Annotated in this window: 27 protein-coding genes and 1 pseudogene; 8 read left to right on the forward strand and 20 right to left on the reverse strand. The window is 69.3% G+C overall.

Annotated features, from left to right (window positions below):
• Positions 1 to 27: 27 nt before the first annotated feature.
• Genes ACFQU3_RS20135 through ACFQU3_RS20150 form a run of 4 tightly spaced genes read right to left on the reverse strand, consistent with a single transcriptional unit; the run spans position 28 to position 3,766 of the window.
• The gene (locus ACFQU3_RS20135) at positions 28 to 903 is read right to left on the reverse strand and encodes an SDR family oxidoreductase (protein WP_385913069.1); all 876 of its coding nucleotides are present in this window, start codon (positions 901 to 903) and stop codon (positions 28 to 30) included.
• Complete coding sequence (locus tag ACFQU3_RS20140; protein WP_385913071.1) at positions 904 to 1,773, reverse strand: ABC transporter permease; 870 nt, start codon at positions 1,771 to 1,773, stop codon at positions 904 to 906.
• The gene (locus ACFQU3_RS20145; protein ID WP_385913073.1) at positions 1,770 to 2,717 is read right to left on the reverse strand and encodes an ABC transporter ATP-binding protein; all 948 of its coding nucleotides are present in this window, start codon (positions 2,715 to 2,717) and stop codon (positions 1,770 to 1,772) included. The genes ACFQU3_RS20140 and ACFQU3_RS20145 overlap by 4 nt, the downstream gene beginning before the upstream one ends.
• Complete coding sequence (locus ACFQU3_RS20150; protein WP_385913075.1) at positions 2,714 to 3,766, reverse strand: NAD(P)-dependent alcohol dehydrogenase; 1,053 nt, start codon at positions 3,764 to 3,766, stop codon at positions 2,714 to 2,716. Before ACFQU3_RS20150 ends, ACFQU3_RS20145 begins: the two co-directional genes overlap by 4 nt.
• Positions 3,767 to 3,881: 115 nt before the next feature.
• On the opposite strand from ACFQU3_RS20150, the gene ACFQU3_RS20155 reads away from it, so the two are divergent.
• Positions 3,882 to 4,568, forward strand: coding sequence for a TetR/AcrR family transcriptional regulator (locus ACFQU3_RS20155; protein ID WP_385913077.1), 687 nt, complete (start codon positions 3,882 to 3,884; stop codon positions 4,566 to 4,568).
• A gap of 393 nt (positions 4,569 to 4,961) precedes the next feature.
• Here the strand turns inward: ACFQU3_RS20155 and ACFQU3_RS20160 are convergent, their stop codons facing one another.
• The 6 genes from ACFQU3_RS20160 to ACFQU3_RS20185 all read right to left on the reverse strand — a co-directional run bounded on the left by ACFQU3_RS20160 (position 4,962) and on the right by ACFQU3_RS20185 (position 8,661).
• Complete coding sequence (locus tag ACFQU3_RS20160) at positions 4,962 to 5,396, reverse strand: hypothetical protein (protein WP_385913079.1); 435 nt, start codon at positions 5,394 to 5,396, stop codon at positions 4,962 to 4,964.
• Positions 5,393 to 6,157 (reverse strand): alpha/beta fold hydrolase, encoded by a 765-nt coding sequence (locus ACFQU3_RS20165; RefSeq protein WP_385913081.1) that lies wholly within the window; start codon positions 6,155 to 6,157, stop codon positions 5,393 to 5,395. Before ACFQU3_RS20165 ends, ACFQU3_RS20160 begins: the two co-directional genes overlap by 4 nt.
• 176 nt (positions 6,158 to 6,333) lie before the next feature.
• A complete protein-coding gene (locus ACFQU3_RS20170) occupies positions 6,334 to 6,591 on the reverse strand; it encodes a zinc-binding dehydrogenase (protein ID WP_385913083.1) in 258 nt (85 codons plus the stop codon).
• Positions 6,592 to 6,623: 32 nt separating this feature from the next.
• Entirely contained in the window at positions 6,624 to 7,316 is a 693-nt protein-coding gene (locus ACFQU3_RS20175; RefSeq protein ID WP_385913085.1) for a DUF4386 domain-containing protein, read from the reverse strand.
• 115 nt (positions 7,317 to 7,431) lie between these two features.
• The gene (locus tag ACFQU3_RS20180) at positions 7,432 to 7,926 is read right to left on the reverse strand and encodes a hypothetical protein (protein ID WP_385913087.1); all 495 of its coding nucleotides are present in this window, start codon (positions 7,924 to 7,926) and stop codon (positions 7,432 to 7,434) included.
• 195 nt (positions 7,927 to 8,121) lie between these two features.
• Positions 8,122 to 8,661, reverse strand: coding sequence for a hypothetical protein (locus ACFQU3_RS20185; protein ID WP_385913089.1), 540 nt, complete (start codon positions 8,659 to 8,661; stop codon positions 8,122 to 8,124).
• A 162-nt stretch (positions 8,662 to 8,823) separates the two neighbouring features.
• Between ACFQU3_RS20185 and ACFQU3_RS20190 the strand changes: the two genes are divergently transcribed.
• Positions 8,824 to 9,243 carry a YidH family protein gene (locus ACFQU3_RS20190; protein ID WP_385913091.1) on the forward strand — a complete coding sequence of 140 codons (420 nt, stop codon included), beginning with the start codon at positions 8,824 to 8,826 and terminating at the stop codon, positions 9,241 to 9,243.
• Here ACFQU3_RS20190 and ACFQU3_RS20195 read toward each other — a convergent pair.
• From ACFQU3_RS20195 to ACFQU3_RS20225, 7 genes and pseudogenes are all read right to left on the reverse strand, one after another.
• Positions 9,144 to 9,521 carry a DUF2255 family protein gene (locus ACFQU3_RS20195; RefSeq protein ID WP_385913093.1) on the reverse strand — a complete coding sequence of 126 codons (378 nt, stop codon included), beginning with the start codon at positions 9,519 to 9,521 and terminating at the stop codon, positions 9,144 to 9,146. The two genes, ACFQU3_RS20190 and ACFQU3_RS20195, sit on opposite strands and share 100 nt — an antisense overlap.
• Positions 9,522 to 9,541: 20 nt before the next feature.
• The gene (locus ACFQU3_RS20200; protein WP_385913094.1) at positions 9,542 to 9,679 is read right to left on the reverse strand and encodes a hypothetical protein; all 138 of its coding nucleotides are present in this window, start codon (positions 9,677 to 9,679) and stop codon (positions 9,542 to 9,544) included.
• Positions 9,676 to 10,074, reverse strand: a complete 399-nt coding sequence (locus tag ACFQU3_RS20205; protein ID WP_385913096.1) for a cupin domain-containing protein — start codon at positions 10,072 to 10,074, stop codon at positions 9,676 to 9,678. Before ACFQU3_RS20205 ends, ACFQU3_RS20200 begins: the two co-directional genes overlap by 4 nt.
• Positions 10,075 to 10,152: 78 nt before the next feature.
• Positions 10,153 to 11,142 carry an aldo/keto reductase gene (locus tag ACFQU3_RS20210; RefSeq protein WP_385913098.1) on the reverse strand — a complete coding sequence of 330 codons (990 nt, stop codon included), beginning with the start codon at positions 11,140 to 11,142 and terminating at the stop codon, positions 10,153 to 10,155.
• A 29-nt stretch (positions 11,143 to 11,171) separates the two neighbouring features.
• Complete coding sequence (locus ACFQU3_RS20215) at positions 11,172 to 12,044, reverse strand: aldo/keto reductase (protein ID WP_385913173.1); 873 nt, start codon at positions 12,042 to 12,044, stop codon at positions 11,172 to 11,174.
• Positions 12,045 to 12,156: 112 nt separating this feature from the next.
• Positions 12,157 to 12,297: a hypothetical protein gene (locus ACFQU3_RS20220; protein WP_385913177.1), complete on the reverse strand. Its 141-nt coding sequence runs from the start codon at positions 12,295 to 12,297 to the stop codon at positions 12,157 to 12,159.
• 49 nt (positions 12,298 to 12,346) lie between these two features.
• Positions 12,347 to 12,496: pseudogene (locus ACFQU3_RS20225) on the reverse strand (IMP dehydrogenase); the annotation flags it as partial.
• A 125-nt stretch (positions 12,497 to 12,621) separates the two neighbouring features.
• On the opposite strand from ACFQU3_RS20225, the gene ACFQU3_RS20230 reads away from it, so the two are divergent.
• The 5 genes from ACFQU3_RS20230 to ACFQU3_RS20250 all read left to right on the forward strand — a co-directional run bounded on the left by ACFQU3_RS20230 (position 12,622) and on the right by ACFQU3_RS20250 (position 17,594).
• Entirely contained in the window at positions 12,622 to 13,509 is an 888-nt protein-coding gene (locus tag ACFQU3_RS20230; protein ID WP_385913175.1) for a helix-turn-helix transcriptional regulator, read from the forward strand.
• Between the two features lie 256 nt (positions 13,510 to 13,765).
• On the forward strand, positions 13,766 to 14,713 hold the full coding sequence (locus ACFQU3_RS20235; RefSeq protein WP_385913100.1) for a substrate-binding periplasmic protein: 948 nt from the start codon (positions 13,766 to 13,768) through the stop codon (positions 14,711 to 14,713).
• A gap of 36 nt (positions 14,714 to 14,749) precedes the next feature.
• Positions 14,750 to 15,499 carry an amino acid ABC transporter permease gene (locus tag ACFQU3_RS20240; protein ID WP_385913102.1) on the forward strand — a complete coding sequence of 250 codons (750 nt, stop codon included), beginning with the start codon at positions 14,750 to 14,752 and terminating at the stop codon, positions 15,497 to 15,499.
• Positions 15,499 to 16,293, forward strand: coding sequence for an amino acid ABC transporter ATP-binding protein (locus ACFQU3_RS20245; protein ID WP_385913104.1), 795 nt, complete (start codon positions 15,499 to 15,501; stop codon positions 16,291 to 16,293). The genes ACFQU3_RS20240 and ACFQU3_RS20245 overlap by 1 nt, the downstream gene beginning before the upstream one ends.
• Complete coding sequence (locus tag ACFQU3_RS20250; protein WP_385913106.1) at positions 16,290 to 17,594, forward strand: NAD(P)/FAD-dependent oxidoreductase; 1,305 nt, start codon at positions 16,290 to 16,292, stop codon at positions 17,592 to 17,594. Before ACFQU3_RS20245 ends, ACFQU3_RS20250 begins: the two co-directional genes overlap by 4 nt.
• On the opposite strand, the gene ACFQU3_RS20255 is transcribed toward ACFQU3_RS20250, so the two are convergent.
• Positions 17,545 to 18,783, reverse strand: coding sequence for a CdaR family transcriptional regulator (locus ACFQU3_RS20255; protein WP_385913108.1), 1,239 nt, complete (start codon positions 18,781 to 18,783; stop codon positions 17,545 to 17,547). The two genes, ACFQU3_RS20250 and ACFQU3_RS20255, sit on opposite strands and share 50 nt — an antisense overlap.
• A gap of 99 nt (positions 18,784 to 18,882) precedes the next feature.
• A complete protein-coding gene (locus ACFQU3_RS20260; RefSeq protein ID WP_385913110.1) occupies positions 18,883 to 20,070 on the reverse strand; it encodes a Gfo/Idh/MocA family protein in 1,188 nt (395 codons plus the stop codon).
• A 212-nt stretch (positions 20,071 to 20,282) separates the two neighbouring features.
• Here ACFQU3_RS20260 and ACFQU3_RS20265 point away from each other — a divergent pair, with 212 nt between their 5' ends.
• Positions 20,283 to 21,113 (forward strand): helix-turn-helix domain-containing protein, encoded by an 831-nt coding sequence (locus ACFQU3_RS20265; RefSeq protein WP_385913112.1) that lies wholly within the window; start codon positions 20,283 to 20,285, stop codon positions 21,111 to 21,113.
• Between the two features lie 48 nt (positions 21,114 to 21,161).
• On the opposite strand, the gene ACFQU3_RS20270 is transcribed toward ACFQU3_RS20265, so the two are convergent.
• Positions 21,162 to 22,883: a glycerol-3-phosphate dehydrogenase/oxidase gene (locus tag ACFQU3_RS20270; RefSeq protein WP_385913114.1), complete on the reverse strand. Its 1,722-nt coding sequence runs from the start codon at positions 22,881 to 22,883 to the stop codon at positions 21,162 to 21,164.
• Positions 22,884 to 22,888 lie beyond the last annotated feature (5 nt).

Consider the following 22,888-nt stretch of genomic DNA (forward strand, 5'->3'; position numbering starts at 1 on the left):
GCAGAGGCCGGAGCTACGGCGGTGACCTCAGCCGGCGGGCGTTTGCGCGACGAGGTCACTGCTGACCTGCCAGAGCCGGCCCGCGACGCCACGGTCACGCGAAATCGGGCTGGACCGCTTGGGTCGCCGTTCGGCGAAGTAGGTGCCGGTGACGCCCGCCACCTCGGGCGAGCTTGCGAGGTGGATGGAGGTGAGAGCCCCACGCGCCGGGCTGCGCAGGAACGGTCTGACCAGCGGCGCGACGACCTTCCAGGCGGCCTGCTGGTCCTCGGCTCCGAAGCCGGTGCGCACCATCCCTGGGTGCAGTGCGTTGGCCGTGACCGAGCGGGATCCGAGGCGGCGGGCCAGCTCGTAGGTGAAGAGCAGGTTGGCGAGCTTCGACTGGTTGTAGGCGCGCGGCCCGGAGTAGTTGCGTTCGCCCTCTAGGTCGTCGAAGTCGATCCGAGCCTGGGTGTGCGCGCCGGACGAGACGGTCACGACCCGCGCCGGGCCGCTCGCTTCCAGCCGCTCGAGGAGCAACGTCGTGAGCAGGAACGGTGCGAGGTGGTTGACGGCGAAGGTGTGCTCGAGACCGTCCGCGGTGACGTGTCGCGTGGCCCAGAAGCCGCCGACGTTGTTGACGAGCACGTCGAGCCGTTCGTAGGTCGCGAGGACCTCCGTCGCCAGCCGCCGCACCTCCCCTTGTGAGGAGAGGTCGGCGACGAACACGTCGACGTGTGCCGCTGGACTCCCTTGCCGTATCGCGTTCGCCGCGGCCACAGCGCGGTCCGGGTCGCGGCCCACGATGCCGACCCGGGCACCCAGTCGGGCGAGGCCCCGGGCGGTCGCCCGGCCGATCCCGCCGGTGGCCCCGGTGACGAGGACCGTCCGGCCGGACATCGGGAGGGCCGTTGGGCGGCGCACCTACTTGACCTCGGCGCGGAGCATGGTCCAGAGACCGACGGTGATCGGCACGACGAGCCAGACGAGCGTCGTGGCGCCGAGCTGGGACCACTGCTCACCCACGAGGGGTCCGTGGAAGAGGAGCTTCTGCGTCACGTTCGGGTCGACCCACGGGTGCACATCGCGGAACCAGTCCTGCGTGAAGGCGAGCAGCTCGAGCAGCGGTGGAGCGACGAAGCCGAAGACGAAGTAGGCGACCATCGCCCCAGCAGAGTTGCGGATGAGCAGCCCGAGCATGAAGCCGACGAGCAACACGAGGGTGTTGCCGAGGACGATGGCGCCCAGCACGGCCAGGCTCTGGTCCCAGATCGCGTCGGTGCCGGCGATGAGTGCGCCGACGACGTTGCCGGCCGCCCCGATGGCGAACGCAAGCAGCATCGAGGCGATTGCGACGAGGACGACGGCGATGCCCTTGGCGAGGATGACCCGGCCGCGGTGCGGCACGAGGGTGAAGGTGGTCAGCCCGCTGCGCTGGCTCCACTCGCTGGTGACCGACAGGATCGCGATCACAGGCAGGATGATGGCCATCGGGAACCCGGTCGCCAGGGTAAAGGTGCTGAAGGTGCGTTCCGCGGCGGCGGCGAAGAGGATCACCCCGATCGTGGCGAGCAGCGACGCGATGCCGATGCTGGCCATCAGCCAGAAGCCAGTCCTGGTGTCGAACGACTTGCGCAGCTCGAGGGAGACGATCCGCGAGAGGGGAATGTGCTGCAGGGCCATGGCCCGCACCGGGCGCGGGCCAGGAGTCGCCGAGGGGTCGGCGCCCACGACGGCGTCGAGCGAGACGGGGGCCCGGTCGACCGGGGGGACCCGTGGGGTGATGGCGGTCATGAGACTGCTCCTACGGTCGTTTCGGTGGCGGGTTCTGGGGCGTGTTGACCGCGTTGGGTGTCCGCCGTGAGCTCGAGGAACATCTCCTCGAGTCCGGCACCCTCGGCTGCGCGCAGCTCGACGAGTGGCGCGCCGGCCGCGAGGGCCAGCCGACCGACGACGGTCGGGTCGGCCTCGACCCGGAGGGTGCCGTTGCCACCGAGGCTGTCTACGTCGTGGAAGTCGATGCCGGCGACGGCGAGTGCGGCGCCGAGCAGGGCGACCTCGGGAGTGCGGACCAGCGTGCCGGCAGAGGCGAGCAGCTCTGCCTTGGTGCCCTGGGCGACGATGCGCCCGTTGCCGATGACGACGAGGTCGTCGGCGACGACCTCGATCTCGTGGAGCAGGTGCGAGGACAGGAGCACGGTGGCGCCGCCGTCGGCGTAGCCGCGCAGCAGGTCTCGCATCCACCTGATGCCCGCGGGGTCGAGACCGTTGGCGGGCTCGTCGAGGATGAGCACCTCAGGCTCGCCGAGCAGGGCCGCGGCGATCCCGAGGCGCTGGCGCATCCCGAGGGAGTAGTCCCGCACGCGTCGGTCTGCCTCGGCCGGGCTCAGGCTCACCACGTCGAGCATCTCCTCGACCCGTCGGGCCGGCAGCCCCATGATGCGCTGGGTCAGCGTGAGGATCTCTCGCCCGGTGCGGCCCGCGTGCTGGGCGGAGGCGTCGAGCAGCACGCCGACCTGCAGGCCGGGGTTGGGCAGCTCGGAGAACTGGCGTCCGCACACGTGGGCCGTGCCGGACGTCGCCGGCGTCAGGCCGACGACGATGCGCATCGTCGTCGACTTGCCGGCACCGTTGGGGCCGAGGAAACCCGTGACCCGTCCGGGTGACGCGGTGAAGGAGACGTCGTCGACCGCGGTGAACTTCCCATAGGTCTTCGTGACCGACTCGACGGTGATCATCGGACCGACCCCACCGTGATGGCGACCTTGGCGCGGACCTTGCCGGACTCGAGGTATCGCATGGCGTCGCCCGTCTCGGCCATGGGGTACGCCCGGTCGACGCTCGGCACCACCTCGCGGGACTCGAGGAAGACGGCGAGCCGCTCGTAGTCCGAGGCTCGCTCCTTCGCGATGACGCTGGTCAGACGTTGGCCGCTGAAGAGCGACGCGAGACGGGCCCGGAGCTGGCGGCCTATGGTGCCGCCAGTCCAGTCGCCCCCGCCCTCCCCGCCGACGAGCACGAGGGTGCCGGTTGGCGTGAGCGCTCGCCGCAGCCGGGCGAGGCCGGAGAGTCCGGCGATGTCGATGATGAGGTCATAGCGCTGGGATCCGTCGGCGAAGTCGTCCTTGGCGTAGTCGAGGGCGTGGTCTGCCCCGAGGTCGCGAACCAGGTCGAGCTTGGCGGCGCTGGCCACCCCGGTCACCTCGGCGCCGAAGGACTTTGCGAGCTGAACGGCATACGATCCGACCCCGCCGGAGGCGCCGGTGACCAGCACCTTCTGCCCGGCGGCGACCGCGCCTGCGTCGACGACGGCCTGCAGGGCCGTGCCCCCGGAGATCGGGGCGGTGGCGGCCTGCTCCCAGGTGAGGTTCGCCGGTTTGCGGGCGAGCTTGTCCTCGCGGGCCAGGGCGTACTCGGCGACCGAGCCCGGCGCGACGCCGAACACGTCGTCGCCGACGGCCAACTTCGTCACCTCGGAGCCCACCTGGACGACGGTGCCGGCGACGTCGCGGCCGATGACGGGCTGCTTCGGCGCGCGCAGGCCGAAGACGAGTCGCAGCAGGCGTGGCTTGCCCTGCATGAGGTGCCACGTGCCCCGGTCGAGCCCGGCGGCGCGCACGCTGACGAGCACGTCGCGGGGACCGACTTCGGGTCGGGCGACCTGAGCGAGACGCAGGATGTCGGACGTGCCGTAGCCGTCCTGGACGATGGCGCTCATCGAGTCTGCGAGCTGGTCCCCCTGACCGGACCTTCTGCCACCGATGACGGTGGCCGGTCGATCTCCCATGGCTACTTTCCCTTCAATGCTCGGCGGGTCGATCCCACCGTACTTAGTACGATGACGGTATCGTACAAAGTACGTCCGCACTAGGGTCCGGGCGTGTCGAGCAGAGAGGGACAGCGTGAAGACAGCGAGCAGGAGTGCCTCAGGGTCCGCCAGTCCACGGACGCCACTCAGCCGAGAGCGCATCCTCGACGGGGCCATTCGCGTCGCCGACGACGGCGGCCTGGCATCGCTGACGATCCGATCACTCGCGCAGTCGCTCGGGGTCAAGCCGATGTCCGTCTACCACTACGTCGCCAGCAAGGACGAGATCATCGACGGCATCGTCGATCTCGTCTTCGGCGAGATGGACCTGCCTGTCATACAAGGCGATTGGCGCAACGAGATGCACCGGCGCTGCGCCTCGGTCCGGGTGGTTCTACGCCGTCACCCATGGGCGATCCCACTGCTGCAGGCGCGGACGAGTCCCGGCCCGGCGACGCTGCGCCACCTCGACGCCGTCATCGGCTGCCTCCGCGGCGCCGGCTTCTCCCTCGAGCTGACCGCGCACGCCTATGCCGTGATCGACTCGTACGTCTACGGCTTCGCCATGTCCGAGGCCTCGCTGCCGATCAATGGCCCGCAGACCGTCAGCGAGGTGGCCGAGTCGATGATGCTGCAGTACCTCGCGGCGGACTATCCGAACTTGCTCGAGTTCACGACCGGGCACATCCTGCAGCCGGGCTACGACTTCGGCCTCGAGTTCGACTACGGCCTCGACCTCGTCCTCGATGCCCTCGAGGCTCGGGTGAACCGGCTCGGATGAAATGGCCTGACACACGCTGCGGGGAGATCTCTGTTGGTCGACGAGCCAACGCGGCGACATCGCTGGTGGCGTCGGGCAGGGTCGTGAGCGCGTGGTCGCGCCGTCGCGGATGAGCAGCTACTCGGCGCGGCGCTCCGGACCGCGCTGGCGCAGAGTGGCGCACGGAGTCTTGCGGAAAACACGCTGGTTTCCGCCTGTTCACCTTGCAGTCCGCGCGGCAGAGTGGCCGCCATGGGGGAGGGCCGGCCGATTCGTGGGGGATGGTCGGAGCTGTAGCCGGTCGGGGACCGGGTGGGGGAGTTGACGGGGTGGGTTCTGCCGGGGGAGTCGGCGGAACCCACCTCGATCCCGTTTCGGATGGTGCGGAGAAGCGAGCCGTGCCGTCAGCGGTGGTCAGCTACCTGCGAGGGGCGCATCGGTGCGGACCGCCATGATGACTGCGTTGATCGCCTGGTTGACCGCGGCTGCGTGGGCAGGGTTGCTCACGAGGGAGTCGTGGGTCGATTCCTTCACGACGCGGTGCACGCTGTTGGTCGACAGGTCAGCGAGCTTGTCCTGGATTGGGATCCATCCGTCGGAGTTCCCGAGCTCGGCCGTCAGGACGATCAGGGGTTTCTCGCCGAGGGTGCTGAGCTGGCCTGCTTGGCTCGCGGAGCGATTCGCGATGGCGAACTCGTCGAGGAAGGAGGACATCTCCTTGGCGGTGGCGGCACTGGCGCGGGCCTCCTTGCGGGACTGGGGCGGCAGGTCCGTGAAGCCGGACTGGGCGATCATTCGGCCGACACCGAGCCGAGCCGTCGTGGACACCAAGGTGGAGAAGTGCTTCACGATGTCGTAGGAGCCCGCTTGCTGGGGGACACCCGGGTGGACTTCGGTGCGGTGGAGTCGACGAGCACGAGCCCGGCGACCTCGTCGGGATACTGCGCGGCGTAGCTCATCATGTACAAGCCGCCGAAGGAGTGCCCCACCAGCACGTAGGGCCCGGGGACGTGCGCGCGGTTCAGCAGCGTGTGCAGGTCGGTCGCGATCTGCGCGCCGTCGGGCGTACTCGTGGCGGCGTCGCTCCAGCCGCGTCCAGCCCGGTCGTAGATGCAGACCCTGCTGTCGCGGGCCGCGGCGGGTGCGATCCAGGCGAGGGTTGCCGCGGAGGCTCCTCCGCCGGGCTCGAGAATCACGGTGGGGGCACCCGAGCCGGTGCATTCCAGGTGCAGCCGGTACGGGCCCGCGTCAACGAGCTGACCGCGCATGGCGTATGCGTCGGCCTCCGCTGCTCGGCTGAGCGTCTCGTAACCGCCGCCGACCGAGGCAAGCACCAGGACGGCCAGGACGGGGGTGAGCAGCCAGCGCCCGGGCCGGCTGCGCAGGTCGCGCTTGGCCCTCATGAACATCCAGACCACCAAGACGAGCAGTGCCGGCGGCCAGACCCAACCGAGCGCATCGACCAGTGTGTCCGGGGCGAGGAGCACGATCGCTCCGGCCACCCCCATGAAGACTGTCGGCGCGACGGCCCAACGCTGCGGTTGATCGGTCAGGCGTGTGGAGAGGATCGCCAGTAACGCCCATCCGATGGCGAAGCCGATGAGCACCATGGCGGTGGAGAAGTTCTCGTCCGGCGTCCCCATGGGAACGAATGGCAGGATCACAGCAACTGCAAGCCCTGCGGCCAGGGATCCGGCGACAATCCTTGCGATGCCTGTGCGGTTAGCCCCTGACGCGGGGGCGACTAGTTGGGCGCCGCCCCCACTCGTGGTTCCACTTCGTGGGCTCATGTGAGCTGCTCCTTGGTCGTGTCGATCGTCAGTTCGTTCGTGGCGGAGACGGTGATGGCGAGCTTGCCGCGCGCCGTGCCGGATTCGAGGTGGCGCAGGGCGTCGGGCACCTGCTCGAGCGGGTAGGTCCGTTCGAGACAGGGGTGACCCGGCCGTCCACGATGAGGTCGGTGACCGGGCTGTTGGACGATCACCCGCATGGCGCGGTCGCCGGATTGCTTGGCGTGGCTGGTCTGTTCGGTCTGTTTGGCCATGTCGGAGCCAGCTTCTTGCGAGGTTCGCGAGGTCAGATGAGGAGGGTGATGCCGCCGGCGACGAGCCACACTGACCACGCGATGTACGTGATCGGGGTGAGGGTGGCGGCGAGCTTCCAGCCGTCGCGCTCGGCTGGCCCGACGAACTCGAGGGAGCACAGCGCGAGCACCGCGCCGATGACAATTCCGGGGATGCCGAGCCAGCCCGGGGCAACGCTGGTCTGGGTGAACGCGACGCCGAGCAGGATGGTCCAGGCGCCGGTGAGCAGGTAGCCGAGGTGTTCGCCGATCGCGACGCCCAGGTAGCGGTTGAAGCTCTGGAAGATGATGTCCACCGCTTCATGCCGGGCGGCGCTGGCGTCGGGGTCAGCGTCGATCCGGGCGAGGTAGGGGACGAGGAACGGCCACCGGATGAGGCCGAGCAGCTGCACCAGCGCGGCCAGCACTCCGACGCCGGCACCGACGATGAGCAGGGTCGTGTTCGCGCCCTCGAGTGCCCGGGCGGCCAGGAGGGCGAGAGGAGCCAGGGCCGCCGCGGTCAGGGCGAAGATCCACCACCACAGCAGCAACCGTGTGCCACCCTCACGGAACCGGGCCAGGACCTCATGGGTCGGGCGGCGCAGGATGTCGGGGTAGTCGAAGGTCGCCGCCAGGACGCCGAAGGCGACGTTGAAGGCAACCGGCAGCGCCACCAGGAACAGTCCGGTGACGGTTGCCGTGCTCATCGGCGGGGGGCTACGGCAGCCCGCGCCGCTGAGGCCGCGTGCCTGGGTGACGGCTTCTGGTCGTCTGGGCTGGCCAGGATCCGCCGGGAGACAAGGCAGGCGGCGTGCTGGGTGCTCAAGGGGTGTGCGCTTGGGTCTCGGTGCGGCGGAACAACCCCTCGAGGAGGAGGCCCGTCAAGAGCGCGAACACCAGGCAGCCGCTCGCGCCGAAGTTCGTGAACCGCTCATCGATGTTCGCGCTGATGACATACGAGCTCACCAGCCACGCGAGCGCCCAGGCGGGCGGGCTCAGCACCGCCCACCAGGCCGCGCCGGAGATGCCCTCCCGGGTGAGTACCAACGCCTGGAGCCCGCCGACGAAAAGACCCGTCACGGCGCCCATCAGCATGAGGTCCACCCGGCCGATCCCGTAGTCGACCAGCGGTGCTCCCAGGACGAGCCCGATGATCATCCCGATGCTCGTCGCTGCGATCCAGACCCAGGAGATGAGCCGCCGGAGGGCGAGCCACTGCGCCGCGCCGGCCACGGTGCCCGCGATCAGGCCGCCCGCCAACGCTGCGCTGACCGAGTCGACGGCGCCGACGATCAGGTTTGCGATGTAGCCGCCCACCGGGAACCCTACGAGGACCGCGAGCGGCCACGCCCAGACTCGAGGTCGACGGAGCGTTGGCGTCACCGGTGCGGTTGAGATGCCGTGCGACAGGGAGGTCATGGGCGGGTCCTTCGGTTCGGGGCGTGTGGACGCGCCCGCTTCCGCGCCGGTTTCGGCGTGTCTCCCCCCAAATCCAGGGATCACATTATAGTATCAGGATTCATGAGAATTGATTCCGGTAATGGGGATCATAGTTGGCACTTCGTCACCAACTACGCCCACGTGCTCGTCTGCATCGCCGCCGATCCCACCGCGCGCCTCCGAGACATCGCCGAGACCGTCGGCGTCACCGAGCGAACGGCCGCTCAACTCGTCAGCGATCTCGAGACAGCCGGCTACCTGACGAAGACCCGCAACGGACGCCGCAATCGGTACGAAGTCCACGACGAGCTTCCGCTTCGCCACCCTTTGCACCGCCACCACACCGTCGGGGAGCTGATCCGCTTCCTCCAACGGCCGCCAGCGGCCTGACACCGTGAGAACGGTGTCCCGAAGCCAAGCCTCGACCTCCTGATTCCGGGAACCAGCGAACCCCGCGCCTTGAGTGATCGGCCCGACGGTCCCCTCGATGCTTGGTTCTGCCGCGCGGCTCGAGGCGCTGGTCAGCCGACGCCGCGCTGCTTCCCGCAGTCCAAGCCATTCTTGGTAGCGGGCACGAACGGCCGTGCTGTTCGGGTAGCGGTCGGTTGACATCCGCCGGTCATCCGCCTAACTCACCTGGAAGACGGCATGCGTTGCCGAGAAGCGCACCGTGGGAGACCCGACCGAAGCGAACACGTCAATCCGGCCGCTCATCGAACCCTCCGCCCTTGATCGGGTACTTGGGCGCGTGGACCAGGCCAAGGCCGACGGAGCTTGGGGGTCGGCGATGAGCCGGACCCACGGTTCACTCTCGCTAACGAGCGCACCTACCTCGCGTGGGTCCGCACGGGTCTCGCCCTGACCGCTGGCGGCGTTGCCCTCGAAGCGTTCTCGCTTCACATCCATCCCAGGTGGCGCATTGCCGCGTCCATGCTGCTTCTCGCCGCGGGAGCCGCCACCCCGGTACTGGCGTGGTTCACGTGGCGACGAACGGAGCGAGCGCTGCGTCTCGGGCAACCCGCTTCCTTCACCGATGATGGGCTTGCCGCTGACGACCGCAGTGGTTCGAGTCGCCCACGGGTCGGCCGAGTCTGTCAGTCGGCCGGCATGACGCGCAGCGTGGTGTCGACGACATCGTTGCCCGTGACCGCTCCGACGGGAACGGGGCCGTGGCGGTCGTACTTCGTGTGGTAGGCGGCTGTGACCTGGGCGTTGACCTCGGGTGGGGCCGGCTCGAAGGTGACGTCCTTGTCGACTCCGCCGGATCGAATGTGTCCGCGCCCAGAGGTCAGGGCCCGCCGGAACCAGGGGTTCTCGGGACCGTGTGCCGACCGAATGTAGATGGCGTCCCCAAGTCGCACTTGCCAGATTGGTATGCCGGGTCGCAGTGACCCGTCTCGGCGTCGCGTCGACACGTACAGCTCGGAGGCCCCGCCGATCCGGGAGAGCTCCTGTTCGCTCCAATTGGCCATGTTCGTCTCCTACGTCTGAGTCAGGTCATGTGGATCACGGTGAAGTCGCCAGAGACCAGCTGGCCGAGGGCATCTGCCTCGCCGGCGAGGATGCCGTCGCGCTGTGCCTGGTGGCTCGCGCGGAGCGCCGCTGCGGTCTCGTCGCCGCGCGCAGTCATGAGCGGTACTCGTCGTCGGTGACGTGCTCGAGCCAGGTCGTGGTGGTGGCCGGGTCGTCGCTGTTGTCGAGCATGGCCAGGTGCTCCATGAACGAGTCGGGCGTGGCGCCGTGCCAGTGCTCTTCGCCTGGCGGGCAGTAGATGGTCTGGCCCGGGTGGGCCTCTACCTTCTCGCCGCCGCGAGACTGCACCCACGCCACACCCTGGGTGACGTGCAGTGTCTGCCCGCGGGCGTGCGAGTGCCAGGCCGTGCGCGCCCCGGGCGCGAAGCGCACCTTGGCCACGATCATTCGCTGTCCCCCGGCGCGGGGGAAGGCGATCGGGTCCAACCAGACATCGCCCGTGAAGTGCTCCGGCGGGTTCTTGGTCGTCGGCGTGCGCGGATCGACCTGCACTGTTGCTCCTTCTCTACGGTCTCTGCTGGCGAGGGTCGCCAGCCCGTTCAAGGCCAGAGCTGCACGGGGCCTCGTGGATCACAGACCCACCATGCCCATGCCGGCCTCGTTGTAGCGCTCACCCCGGACGCCGACGCGCGCGGCCAGTGCGCCGAGATCGGCGACCTCGTCGGCCGAGAGCGCCACCCGGGTCGCGCCGGTGTTCTCGTCGACGCGGCCGCGGCGGCGGGTGCCGGGGATCGGCACAATCCACGGCTGCTGGGCGAGCAGCCACGCAAGGGCGACCTGGCCAGGCGTGCAGCCCTTTGTCTCGGCGAGCGTGCGCACGTGTGCCACGAGCGCCTGGTTCGCGCGTATGTTGTGGGCTTCGAAGCGCGGGATCGTGGCCCGCACGTCGCCGGCGCCGAACGTGGCCGAGGCATCTACGGTGCCTGTCAGGAACCCCTTGCCGAGGGGGCTGAACGGCACGAAGCCGATGCCGAGCTCGGCACAGGTCGGCAGCACCTCCGGCTCGGGGTCGCGGGTCCACAGGGAGTACTCGCTCTGGACTGCGGTGACCGGATGGACGGCGTGGGCTCGGCGGATGGTCGAGGCGCCGGCCTCGGAGAGGCCGAAGTGTCGGACCTTGCCGGCCTGCACCAGGTCGCCGACGGCCCCGGCGACCTCCTCAATCGGCACCTGTGGGTCGACCCGGTGCTGGTAGAAGAGGTCGATGACGCCGATGCCCAACCGCTGCAGCGACTCGTCTGCGACGCGACGGATCTGCTCGGGCCGCGAGTTCGTTCCGTGCACCCGGCCATCCTCGATGTCCCACCCGAACTTCGTCGCGACGACCACCCGGTCGCGCAATGGGCCCAGCGCCTCACCCACGAGCTCCTCGTTGACGTAGGGGCCGTAGACCTCGGCGGTGTCGAAGAAGGTCACCCCGGCCCCTTCGACGGCGTGGCGGATGACGCCGATCATGTCGTCACGGTCGCCCGGGTTGGGGCCGTAGCTCTGTGACATTCCCATGCATCCGAGTCCGAGGGCGGAGACCTCCAGGCCCTGGCCGAGCGTTCGTGTGTGCATCGCTACCTCCGTGAGGATCAGAGTGTCGATCAGGCTTCGGGGATCTGCCTGCCGAAGTTCTCGCGCGTGATGGCGTCGGGCTCGGGCCCGCCCCTGACGCCGGTGTCGAGGGCGTCGATGACGGCGAGCTGCTCGGTGCTCAGCTCGAAGTCGAAGATGTCGAAGTTCTCGGCGATCCGTGACGGCGTGACCGACTTCGGGATCGCCTGCCGTCCCTGCTGCAGGTGCCAGCGCAGCATCACCTGCGCGGCTGTCTTGTCGTGGGCCTCGGCGATGTCACCGATGACGGGATCCTCCAGAGTGCTCCCGTTGGAGCCGTCCCGGTAGAAGGTGATGCCGCCGATGGGGGACCAGGCCTGGTTGCGGATGCCGTGCTGGTCGTCGTAGGCCAGCAGCTCGGACTGGCGGAAGTAGGGGTGGACCTCGACCTGGTTGACGGCCGGGACGATCTCGGTCTCGGACAGCAGGCGGCCGAGGTGGCGTGGCATGAAGTTCGAGACGCCGATCGCGCGGACCCTGTCGTCGGCGTACAGCTTCTCCAGCGCCTTGTATGCGGCGATGGTCAGGTCGAACTCGCCCGGCAGGGCTTGGTGCAGGATCAGCAGGTCGATCTGTTCGACGCCGAGCTTTCCGGCGGACTTGTCGAAGGCGTGCAGGGTCTCGTCATAGCCGTAGTCGGTGATCCAGACCTTGGTCTCGACGAAGATCTCGTCACGAGCGAGCCCGGACCCATGGATCGCCTCACCCACCTCGTGCTCGTTGCCGTACGCGGCGGCCGTGTCGATGTGGCGGTAGCCGGTCTCGAGCGCGGACGCGACCGCGTCGATGGTCTGCTCGGGTGGGGTCTGGAAGACGCCGAACCCGAGGGCCGGCATCTCGACGCCGTTGTTCAGCTTCATCATGGGAGTGCTCACGAGACGCAACGCTAGGCGGGGTCGCGCCTGGCAGGGAGTGCCTGTCGATCGGGGCACTGCCAGTACCCCCTTCCGGCACGTCCGCCTCGACGGAGCCCACTCACGTGGGCAGGCTCGGACCGCGCAACCAGTCCTCCACGAGCGGGCGGGCCCGTCGCGCCTGCTCGCGTTGGACGGCGAGGCTCTCACCGATCGTGGCGCCGACACAGAGCTGCGCGTTCTCGTCGGCGACGCGGCCCATGCCGCTGGCGGCGCATGTGACCAACGCCGGAGGCGGCCCCCGGCGTCCCGCGGGGCGACGCCGTTGCGGGCATCCAGTGGTAAGGGTGCAGTCCGCTGCCGCACACGCATGCCCTCACGACGCGCACGACGGCGTCGGTCGGCTGTTCGATGGCGGGGTCGGGGACATCGCCCACGCGGACGTCGCCCGCGCCGTACAGGTAGGTCGCTCGCACGCCAACTGTTCAACGGGTCATCCGGGTGCTGGGGGAGTGACGCTCGTTCCGGGTACTGCCAGTGCCTCCCTGGCGTTCCACCTCTTGCCTACGGTGGACCCATGGCCGGCATCGACGTGCGTGCGGAGATCCGCGAGTTCCTCAGCTCGCGGCGCGCTCGCATCACCCCACAGCAGGCGGGTTTGCCCGCCTACGGTGGCAACCGCCGCGTCAAGGGGCTACGTCGTGAGGAGGTCGCGATGCTGGCCGGCGTATCAGTCGACTACTACGTGAGGCTGGAGCGTGGCAGTCTGGCGGGTGCCTCGGAGAGCGTGCTCGAGTCCCTCGCGTCTGCGCTGCATCTCGACGAGGCCGAGCGTGATCACTTGTTCGCTCTGGCCCGCGAGTCTGGGGCGAGTAGCGGCAGGCGCAAGCGTTCTGCTCCCGCCAACGTCCGACCGGTCCTGCAGCAGCTTCTCGATGCCATCACCGAGGCCCCGGCGTGGATCCGCAACGGTCGCCACGACGTCCTCGCGATGAACCAGCTCGCCCGGGCCCTGTACACACCGATCTTGGCCGATCCGCGCCGGCCGGCCAACACCACCCGGTTCGTCTACCTCGACCCGGAAGCGGCCGAAGAGTTCTTCGTCGACTACCACCAGATCGCCCGAGACGCCGCGGCGATGCTCCGCCTCGAAGCGGGGCGCAACCCCCACGACAAGGCCCTCATCGAGCTCGTCGGAGAGCTCTCCACTCGCAGCCCGCTGTTCCGGCAGCGGTGGGCCTCCCAAGACGTACGTTTCCATCGCTCGGGTCGCAAGCGGCTACGGCATCCCGTTGTCGGGCAGCTGGACCTCGACTTCCAGGCCCTCGAGCTCCCCTCGGAGCCCGGGCTCCAGCTCAACGTCTACACGGCCGCTGCGGGCACGCCGACAGCCGACGCCCTCAAGCTGCTCGGCTCCTGGGCCGCGTCCCAACAGGCCCTTCCCACCGAGGCCACCACGACAGGAACGAGCTGACCCGGCTCCGCATCCGCCGGGACGAACCCGGGCTTTTCGCCGGCTGCAGACTCGCCAATTTGATGCGTGTGGACCGATGGTCCCCGGTCACGGGCTGACGCGCACGGCTGGCGCATTCGTACAGCCCGAAATGCCCATGCGTGCGCAGCCGTCGTACGGAATGCCCGGTGACCAGCGGCATCGGCGGCTCATAGGTTGGGTGGCGTCCAGCGGGTGCCGGCACGAGCCGCAGGCCCGACACAGAAGGGTGCAACACATGCGAACCTCCATGACCCACCGAGTCGCGGTCAGCGCGACCGCGACCGCTCTTGCGCTGTTGCTGGCCGCCTGCGGCGCCGACGGGGCCGCTGCTCCCGGCTCCGGCGCCGACGGGGCCGCCGCGGCGGCGGCCGAGCTCGACACGATCAGCCCCGGCGTCATCAAGGTGGCGATACAGCCCTACATGCCGTACACCGGCAGCAAGGCGGGCAAGCTCGAGGGCCTTGACTCGCAGATCCTGGAGGCCGTGGCCGGCAAGCTCGGGCTCATGGTCGAGCCGCAGGTCACCGACTTCAACGGGATGCTCGGCAACGTGCAGTCGCGACGCGTCGACATCTCCATCGGCGGCATCGCATGGACCAAGGAGCGGGCCGCGCAGGGGCTCTTCACCGACCCGCCGTACTACTCTCCACCGGCTCTGGCCACCCACGGCGGCAAGAAGATCAACACCGTCGACGACCTCAAGGACCTTCGCCTGGGTACCGTCACCGGCTACGTGTGGGCCAAGTCGATCAAGGCGGTTCCGGGCAGCCAGCCGCACACCTATCCCGACGCCAACGGTGTCTTCGCCGACATCGGCTCCGGACGCCTGGATGCGGGGTTCCTCGACCCGCTGCTCATCACCTACACCCAGGCACAGCGTCCGGACCTCGGCATCGAGACGCAGTACATGCAGGCGCCCACCGCCGAGCAGGTCAAGGCCAGCCCCGACTACGCGTACTTCCAGCCGTACATGACCGGCTTCTACCTGCCCAAGGATGCGCCGAAGCTCGAGAAGGCGATCTCCCAGCAGATCGACGCAATGTACGCCAGCGGCGAGATGGCCACGCTCATCAGCAAGTGGGGTGGCGACCCGGCCCAGTTCCTCAAGCCGGCGGCGTCGATGACCGAGGAGCGGCGTGCCGTCGACAGACCGGCGTCCTGGTCCGCGCCCAGCGCCCCGTGACCGGTGCCGGCCATGACTCCTGACCTGACGCGTTCCGTGGGACCGTTCGAAGTCCCTTGGGCCGACTACGTTCCCGGGCTGGCCAACGGCCTGCTCCAGTCTCTTCAGTACGCCGCGGCCGGCTTCGTCGGCGCCGTGGTCCTGGGCCTCGTCATCGCCCTGCTGCGCCTCAGCCCCAACCGGCTGCTCCGCGTTCCGGCGAGCCTCTACACCGAGCTGTTCAAGAACATCCCGCTGCTGGCCATCATCTTCATCACGTACTTCGGCCTCGCGTCCGCGGGGGTGCGCCTGAGCGCCTTCCAGGCGGGCGCGCTCTCGCTGGTGATCTTCTACGGCGCCTACCTGTCGGAGATCTTCCGTTCCGCGCTGCTCGGCGTCCACGCCGGACAGCAGGAGGCCGCCGAGGCGCTCGGGCTCGGCCGGGCCACCACCTTCGCGTCGGTCATCTTCCCGCAGGCGCTGCGACTGGCCCTCGCAGGCACCGGGACGATGTTCGTGGACCTGCTCAAGTCGACGTCGCTGCTCGTGGTCATCTCAGCCGCCGAGCTGATGTCGCAGGCGCAGCTCATCGCCAGCGAGACGTTCCGCGCCCTGGAGGTCTACATCGTCATCTCGATCATCTACTTCGCGGTGTGCTACCCGCTCTCGCAGGCGCTGCTCTACCTCGAACGGCGGGTGCACGCCGGCGCGCCGCTCTCGTTCCGCCGGCATCGGCGCCTCAAGCAGGCCAGGGCCATGCTGGCCGAGGGCGCTGCTTCGGCCCCGACCTCTGGGGCGGTGGCGTGATGGCCCTGCGCTCGGTCAACCCGACTCCGGTGCGCGACGCCACCAAGCCCGTCATCGACATCGCCAACCTCGTCAAGTCCTTCGACGAACGCGTGGTGCTCGACCGGGTCGACCTCTCCGTCGCGGCGGGGCAGACGGTGTCCATCATCGGGCGAAGCGGTGGCGGCAAGACCACCCTCATGCGCTGCATCAACCTGCTGGAAGTCCCCGACTCCGGGGAGATCCACCTGCTCGGCGAGCCGATCTTCGCCGGCACCAAGGTCGTCTGTCCCAGCCTGGCCCGCCTCCGCCAGTCCGTCGGCATGGTCTTCCAACGCTTCCACCTCTTCCCACACCTGACCGCCATCGAGAACGTCATGCTCGCCCAGCAGAAGACGCTCAGGACCAGCGAGCGCGAAGCGATGGAGACAGCCATCGACCTGCTGACAAAGGTCGGCCTCGCGCACCGTGCGCTCGCATTCCCCGAGCAGATGTCGGGCGGCGAGCAACAGCGCGTCGCCATCGCCCGCGCCTTGGCCCTGCGCCCCAGCGTGCTGCTCTTCGACGAACCGACATCGGCGCTCGACCCCGAGTCGACCCGCGACGTGCTGGCCGTCATGCGCGCCCTGTCCGAGACCGGCATGACCATGGTCATCGTGACCCACGAGGTCCCCTTCGCCCGGGAGGCCTCCGACCACGTCGTCTTCATCGACGGCGGCCACATCATCGAGCAGGGCCGGCCCGACGAGGTCATCGACAACCCCCGGGAGATACGCACGCGCGCGTTCCTGCGGTCGCTGGGATCCGACTCGTGACCGGGACCGAACGGGGGGCCCCGCTCGTGGTCGTCGGCGGCGGTGTCCTGGGCCTGTGCACGGCCTACTACCTGCGCCAGGCCGGCAGCGACGTCGTGCTGCTCGACCGGGCCACACCCGGGTCAGGTGCCTCGTGGGGCAACGCCGGGTGGGTCTGCCAGTCCCTCAGCACGCCCGTTCCGGCGCCTGGGATCGTCGGCCACGCGGCGCGCACCATCGGCCGGCCGCAGGCGCCGGTGTACCTGCGCCCCGAGCTGACTCCGGAGTTCGCCCGGTGGATGTGGCACTTCTGGCGCGCCACGTCACCGGCCCGCTTCGCCGCCTCCGCGACCGCCCTGACGAGCCTCATCGCGCCGGCGTTCGACCAGCTGGCCGAGCTGGAGGACGCCGGCCTCGACACGAGCCTGACCCGGCCCGGCCTCGTCCACGCCTTCCTGTCCGCCGAGATCGCACGCGACACGCTGCAGACACAACAGCGCTTCGCAGCCGGGGTCGCCCCGGTGCCCGAGATGGTGCTGACCGGCAGCCGGGCTCGGGCGCTCGATCCAGCCCTCGGCGCCGAGGTCGCCGCGGGATACCTCGTGCCCGGCGAGGGCCTGGTCAACCCGGAGGTTTTCACCGCGGCCGTGACCAAGTGGCTCATCGAGCATGACGTCGCGATCCACGAGCACACCACCGCCACCGGGTTCGAGATCAACGGCGGCCGGGTCACCGGGGTGCTACACCCACACGGCTGGATCCCGTGCGCCGGAGTGGTCGTCGCCGCCGGCACCTGGTCCGGTGGCGTCCTGCGCGAGCTCGGCGTCGACCTCCCGCTGCAGGCGGGGAAGGGCTACAGCTTCTCGGTCGCTCTGCCGAGTCCGCCTCAGCGCCCGCTCTACCTCGGGGACAAGCACATCGTCGCCTCGCCCATGGCCGGCATGACTCGCCTCGCCGGGACGATGGAGTTCAGCGGGAACAACCTGAGGCTCGACTGGCGCCGCATCGTGTCCATCGCCCTGGCGAGCCGGCACTACCTCGGCGACTGGTTCACCTCGCCCGACGAGCTGATGGGGCGCATCTCGAGCCCGTGGGTGGGCGGGCGGCCCATGCTGCCCGACGGACTGCCCGTCATCGACCGGCTCTCCCACCTTCCCAACGCGTTCGTCTCGACCGGACACGGCATGCTCGGGATCGCCTTGGGCACGGCAAGCGGCAAGGCCTTGGCCCAGTTCATCGTCACCGGCAAGCGGCCTCGGGTGTTGGACCCGTTCACCCTCGGCCGACTGCCGGGGCGTCGTGGGCTCCTTCCTCGGGATTAGAAGCAGCGCGTCCTGACGGGTTATTCGCGTCGGCGAGCCGCGCCGCCAGGCACGCCAGGTACATCGAGAGCATGCGGCTGTGTTCGCGCCACGGCGCAGCCGTCAGGCGCTCGATCTTCTCGAGTCGGTAGACGAGCGTGTTCCGATGGACGTGCAATGCCTGGGCGGCCGCTACGAGGCTGAATCCACTTTCGCACCAAGCGATCACGGTGTCGCGCAGTACCGACCCGTCGGCCGCCTCCAGCAGCGGCGCGCCCACCGAAGCGAGTAGCCGATGCTGGGCCTTCCTGGGCATGGCAGCAACTGCCTGCAGGGTGCGCACCTCCCACACGCACGTGACCGGACCACCCCCCACACGGCGCGTCCCGAGCTCCAGGGCGTCGGCGGCATCGTCGCAGGCGACGCGCAGGTACGGGATGCCGGACGCGACCTCCCCGACGCCCGCGCGGGCCCGCGCGTCCAACCGCTCGACGGCCTCACAGGCCAGTGACGCCACGGCAGCCGCGTCGGGTACGCCTCGGCTGACAGCCACGAGGGCCAGGATTCTCGTCGCCGACCGGACCGCGACGAGATCCTGCGGTTGGTGGAAGACAGCACGGACGGTGCGGAGGAGCTCAGCGCCGACGACCGCATCGCCCAGGGTGATGAGGACCGGGACGCGGGACTGCTCGAGATCCAGCCCGAGGTCGCGCGCAGCCGCTGCTATCAGGGCAGGGTCGGAGTCGCGCACATCGAACGCGGCGATCTCCGACGCGAGGTCTTCAAGGGCTCGCTCTCGCAACAGGCGCGAACGCAACAGTGCCGACTCCTCCAGCAGGATCTCGGTCTGACGCCGCACCAGCAGCCCGAATCGGCGCACCTGCCTGGGGGAGCCGGTGATCCCGACCGTTCCCACTGCGTTGCCGTCGATGACGAGTGGCAGCGTGATGCCCGGCCGCACACCCTGCAGTGGACGAGCCTCCTCGGGCGAGTGCCATGCGGCCTGCCGGGACTCAACCACCGCGACGGAGGCCTCGTGCCACGTACCGACACGTCGCGCGTCGCCGCTGCCGATGACCCAGCCCTGCTGATCCGTGATGATCACGTTGTGTCCGATGGCTTCGGTCGTCTCACGCGCGATCTGCTGCGCCAGCACCGGAGAGAGCACCCCGCCATCATGGCCGTGGATGGACGAAAGATACAGGGCCACCGCCCAGGAGGGGCTCGGGTGCGATCTGCACCACCGAGCCTCGGCGATGCCGGGCGTAGCCACGCTGCTCCGGAAGGAGAACGGTGACGTCGTGGCGAGCTATGGGGCATCTCCGAAGTCCGGAACCTCCAGCCTGACACCACCCTGTCGAGCGGACTCGTGCGCCACGATGCCGGGCAGGGTGTACCGGGCGGCGACCCAAGCGTTGACCGGCGGCAGCGAACCGCTGTTGACCGCCGACACGAAGTCGTCGGCCAGGAAGTGGTGGCTGCCCTCGTGCCCGTTCGACACGTTGGCGAACTCCCTCGGAAGCCTCGACCGGTCGTGCACCGGCGCCGAGCCCGACGTGAACGCGTCCCGCAGTGCAGGGGCGATGTGTTGCAGGGACGGGTCGTCGGGGGACAGGGTGGCCACCGGGCGCAGGTGCTCGGTGATGTCCGTGACGTCCTCCCTGTCCTGCCAGAGGCTGACGTTCACGAGCTGCTCGAGGCTCGCCTCGGTGCCGAAGAACCGGAACCGCGACTCACGGACGTGGGAGGGGTAGCCGACCCGTCGAAACTCGTTGATCCGGAAGGCGCCGCCGCCGGCGACCTCGAACAGCGCGGTCGCATTCGAGAAGTCGTTGCCGAACTGGCTCACCTCCTTGTCGAACACTCCATCTCCGCGGTCGTCGCTCACGCCGATGGCGGAGACGCTGGTCGCGTACGTCTGCCAGGCGCCGAGAACGCCACCGATGGAGTGCGTCGGGTAGAGCAGAGGCGGGTAGCTGGCGGTGGCCTTCCAGTTCTCGCCACCGCTGTACCGGTATGCGTCGTAGAAGCCGAGGTCCATGTCGTGGACGTAGTCGCCCTCGGCATAGAACAGGCGGCCGAAGGCCCCGGTGGCAGCCTTGTCGCGGGCGTAGACGGTGGCCGGGTTGTAGTAGCTCGTCTCGCCCATCATGTAGGTGAGCCCGGTGTCCCGAACCGCCTCGATGATGGCCGCGATCTCCGCCTCCGTCACCGCCATCGGCACCGACGAGTAGACGTGCTTGCCCGCGCGCAGAGCCTGGACGACCAGCGGGCCGTGGGTCCAACGCTGGGTGAAGATCGCGACCGCGTCGACCGAGCCGAGCATCTCCTCGTACGACGGGAAGGTCCCGGCGAGGTCGTAGTCGGCGGCGAGCCGCGCGGCCCGGTCCGGCCGCAGATCGGTGACGTAGATGTCACCGACGTCCGGATGCAGCCGCCAGAGCTTGGCGAACTGCCCGGCGAACTGGCCGGCTCCAACAATGCCGAGAGAGAACACAGCATCTCCTTGTCGTGAATTCACAGGTGTGGGTGGCGGCCGGCGTCGGACGCCGTGATGGGCCGGAGCGAGGGCCGCCGCGTTTTCGCCGCACGATCGGGATGGTGGTTGCCCCACCATCCGTTTGGGTTCACCGTGGGCGTCGATCACGTTACGGCCCTATGATCAGAGAAGTCTTCCTCGATCGGAGCGACTCTTTGCTGGATCCTCACATGCCGACGCACATCGAACCACCGAGCCTGGTGAGCTGGGCTGGCCGCCCGACGCTCATGGACGCCGCCCATCAGCACGACGACCTGGAAATCAACCTCGTCGCCGAGGGCGGCACGATGCTCTACCTGTTCGGCGGCGCGCCCGTCGAGGTCGCCCGCGGATGTGTGGCGGCCTTCTGGGCGGCCGTGCCCCACCAGCTCGTCGCGAACTCGGCGACCCGCGCTCACTGGGTGCACGTGCCGTTCGCGACCTTCCTCGGCTGGGGACTGCCGGAGATGCTGGTCACCCGGCTGCTGTCCGGCACGCCCCTGGTCTCCGAACCCTCGGCCGCCCTCGCGACGGATCCCGCGAACTTCGCCCAGTGGGCCATGGACCTGTCCAGCGACCAACGCGAACGCCGCCGGATCACCATGCTCGAGGTCGAAGCCCGGGTGCGCCGGCTCGCCCTGTCGACCCTGGGACAACCGGTGCGTCAGTACACCGGAGGCGACCCGGTGCTGCGCCAGGTCGTCGCGATGGTGCGGCACATCGGCGAACACTTCCGTGAACCCCTGACCGTTGCGGACATCGCCCGTGCGGCGCACCTGCACCCCAACTACGCGATGGCCCAGTTCCGCAAGGTCGTGAAGACGACGGTCCTCGACTACCTGACGCGATGCCGCCTCGCCGAGGCTCGTCGACTGCTCGTCACGACCGACCTGGCGATCGCCGACGTGGCCTCCGAGTCGGGCTTCAGCTCGGTCAGCCGGTTCTACACCGTCTTCAGCTCAGCGTGCGCGGTGCCGCCGGCCACCTACCGTCGGGAGCACCAGCACCGCGAGCTGCACTGAAGCGATGGTGCATTCGCCAGCGACGACGAAGAACGTGCGTGTCGACCCTCACGTGACAGGCGTACCGGCGCGCTGGGTCCTGACATCGGGGGCGCCGAGGCGGGCGGCGTCGGCGGTGTGGTCGTCGGCCTGCTCCTGGGACTCGCGCTCGGCGGCAACGCGCGTCACGTAGTGCTCCACCTCGCGACGGATGTCCTCGTCGGACCAGCCGAGGACCGGTGCGACGATGCGGGCCACCTCGGGGGCGGCGGAGACGCCCCGGTCGAAGGTCTCGATGCTGATGCGGGTCCGCCGTGCCAGCAGGTCGTCGAGGTGGAGGGCACCCTCGTGGCTGGCTCCGTAGTAGAGCTCGCACTGCAGGTACTCGGGCGCTCCGTCGACGGGACGAGCGAGCTCGGGTCTTTCCGTCACGAGGCGCAGCAGCTCGTGGACGAGTGTCCCGTAGCGATGCAGGAGGTGCTCCACCCGCGCGACGTGGAGTCCGGACTCGGCCGCTAGCTTCTCGCGGGCGTTCCACAGGGCCGCGAACCCTTCTGCGCCGATGACGGGAATCTGGTCGGTGACACACGGCGGCGTCGCGGGCCCCAGCGAGTGCAGGGCCGCGTCGACTGCATCCTTGGCCATGACCCGGTAGGTGGTGTACTTGCCGCCGGCAACCAGGGTCAGGCCTGCGACCGGGGTGACGACTGCGTGCTCTCGGGACAGCTGGCTGGTGGCGTCGGACTCGCCGTGCAGCAGCGGACGAAGCCCCGCGTAGACCCCTTGGATGTCATCGGTCGTGAGCGGCGTGCTGAGCAGGCGGTTGACCTGACCCAGGACGTACTCGATGTCGGCGCGACTTGCGGCGGGGTGCGCGAGGTCGAGGTTCCAGTCGCTGTCCGTCGTCCCGATGATCCAGTGGCTTTCCCAGGGGATGACGAACAGCACGCTCTTCTCGGTGCGGCTGATGATTCCCACGGTGGCGTTGATCCGGTCGCGGGGGACCACGAGGTGGATGCCCTTCGACGCCCGGACCCGTAGCTGCCCGCGGCCGCCGACCATGTCCTGGGTCTCGTCGGTCCAGACGCCGGTGGCGTTGATCGTCTGCTTCGCGCGCACCTGGATCTGGGTGCCGCCCTCGAGATCCTGGACGACGACGCCGGTGACGCGATCCTCCTCCCGGCGGAAACCGGTCACCCGGGCGCTGGGCACGCACACGGCGCCGTAGCGTCGTGCGGTGCGGGCCAGCATCATCGTGTGCCGGGCATCGTCGAGCTGGCCGTCGTAGTAGCGGACGGCCCCGACGAGGGCGTCCTTGCGCAACGCGGGAAAGAGCGCGCGGGCCGCCGCGCGGCTCAGATGCTTGTGGGCCGGTACGCCGTGCCGGCCGCCGAGCACGTCGTAGAGCGCGACCCCGCTACCGACGTACAGCCGCTCCCACCCGCGATGCTGAAGCGGGTAGAGGAACGGGACCGGTCTGGCCAGGTGGGGGGCGAGGCGGTTGAGGATCAGGGACCGTTCCCGCAACGCTTCGCGGACGAGACCGAACTCCAGCTGCTCGAGGTAGCGCAGCCCGCCGTGGACGAGCTTGCTCGACCGGCTCGACGTGCCGGACGCGTAGTCTCGCGCCTCGATGAGCGCAACCGAGAGCCCGCGCGTGGCGGCGTCGAGGGCCGCTCCCGCACCGACGACGCCGGCGCCCAGGACGACGACATCGAACTCCTCAGCAGCGAGCTTCGCCAGGGCGTCGCTGCGTTGCGCGGGGCCAAGCTCCGCGTGGGTGACGTCCATCAGTG

It is taken from the genome of Terrabacter sp. GCM10028922 (assembly GCF_042666095.1).
GTDB lineage: Bacteria > Actinomycetota > Actinomycetes > Actinomycetales > Dermatophilaceae > Terrabacter.

Coding starts and splice junctions, on each gene's coding strand:
- ACFQU3_RS20140 (WP_385913071.1), bottom strand. CDS start 1,773: ATGACCGCCATCACCCCACGGGTCCCCCCGGTCGACCGGGCCCCCGTC.
- ACFQU3_RS20145 (WP_385913073.1), bottom strand. CDS start 2,717: ATGATCACCGTCGAGTCGGTCACGAAGACCTATGGGAAGTTCACCGCG.
- ACFQU3_RS20150 (WP_385913075.1), bottom strand. CDS start 3,766: ATGGGAGATCGACCGGCCACCGTCATCGGTGGCAGAAGGTCCGGTCAG.
- ACFQU3_RS20165 (WP_385913081.1), bottom strand. CDS start 6,157: ATGGTGCTCATCGGCTTCGCCATCGGATGGGCGTTACTGGCGATCCTC.
- ACFQU3_RS20170 (WP_385913083.1), bottom strand. CDS start 6,591: ATGGCCAAACAGACCGAACAGACCAGCCACGCCAAGCAATCCGGCGAC.
- ACFQU3_RS20175 (WP_385913085.1), bottom strand. CDS start 7,316: ATGAGCACGGCAACCGTCACCGGACTGTTCCTGGTGGCGCTGCCGGTT.
- ACFQU3_RS20185 (WP_385913089.1), bottom strand. CDS start 8,661: ATGTCAACCGACCGCTACCCGAACAGCACGGCCGTTCGTGCCCGCTAC.
- ACFQU3_RS20195 (WP_385913093.1), bottom strand. CDS start 9,521: ATGGCCAATTGGAGCGAACAGGAGCTCTCCCGGATCGGCGGGGCCTCC.
- ACFQU3_RS20200 (WP_385913094.1), bottom strand. CDS start 9,679: ATGACTGCGCGCGGCGACGAGACCGCAGCGGCGCTCCGCGCGAGCCAC.
- ACFQU3_RS20210 (WP_385913098.1), bottom strand. CDS start 11,142: ATGCACACACGAACGCTCGGCCAGGGCCTGGAGGTCTCCGCCCTCGGA.
- ACFQU3_RS20215 (WP_385913173.1), bottom strand. CDS start 12,044: ATGATGAAGCTGAACAACGGCGTCGAGATGCCGGCCCTCGGGTTCGGC.
- ACFQU3_RS20220 (WP_385913177.1), bottom strand. CDS start 12,297: ATGGGCCGCGTCGCCGACGAGAACGCGCAGCTCTGTGTCGGCGCCACG.
- ACFQU3_RS20235 (WP_385913100.1), top strand. CDS start 13,766: ATGCGAACCTCCATGACCCACCGAGTCGCGGTCAGCGCGACCGCGACC.
- ACFQU3_RS20245 (WP_385913104.1), top strand. CDS start 15,499: ATGGCCCTGCGCTCGGTCAACCCGACTCCGGTGCGCGACGCCACCAAG.
- ACFQU3_RS20265 (WP_385913112.1), top strand. CDS start 20,283: ATGCCGACGCACATCGAACCACCGAGCCTGGTGAGCTGGGCTGGCCGC.
- ACFQU3_RS20270 (WP_385913114.1), bottom strand. CDS start 22,883: ATGGACGTCACCCACGCGGAGCTTGGCCCCGCGCAACGCAGCGACGCC.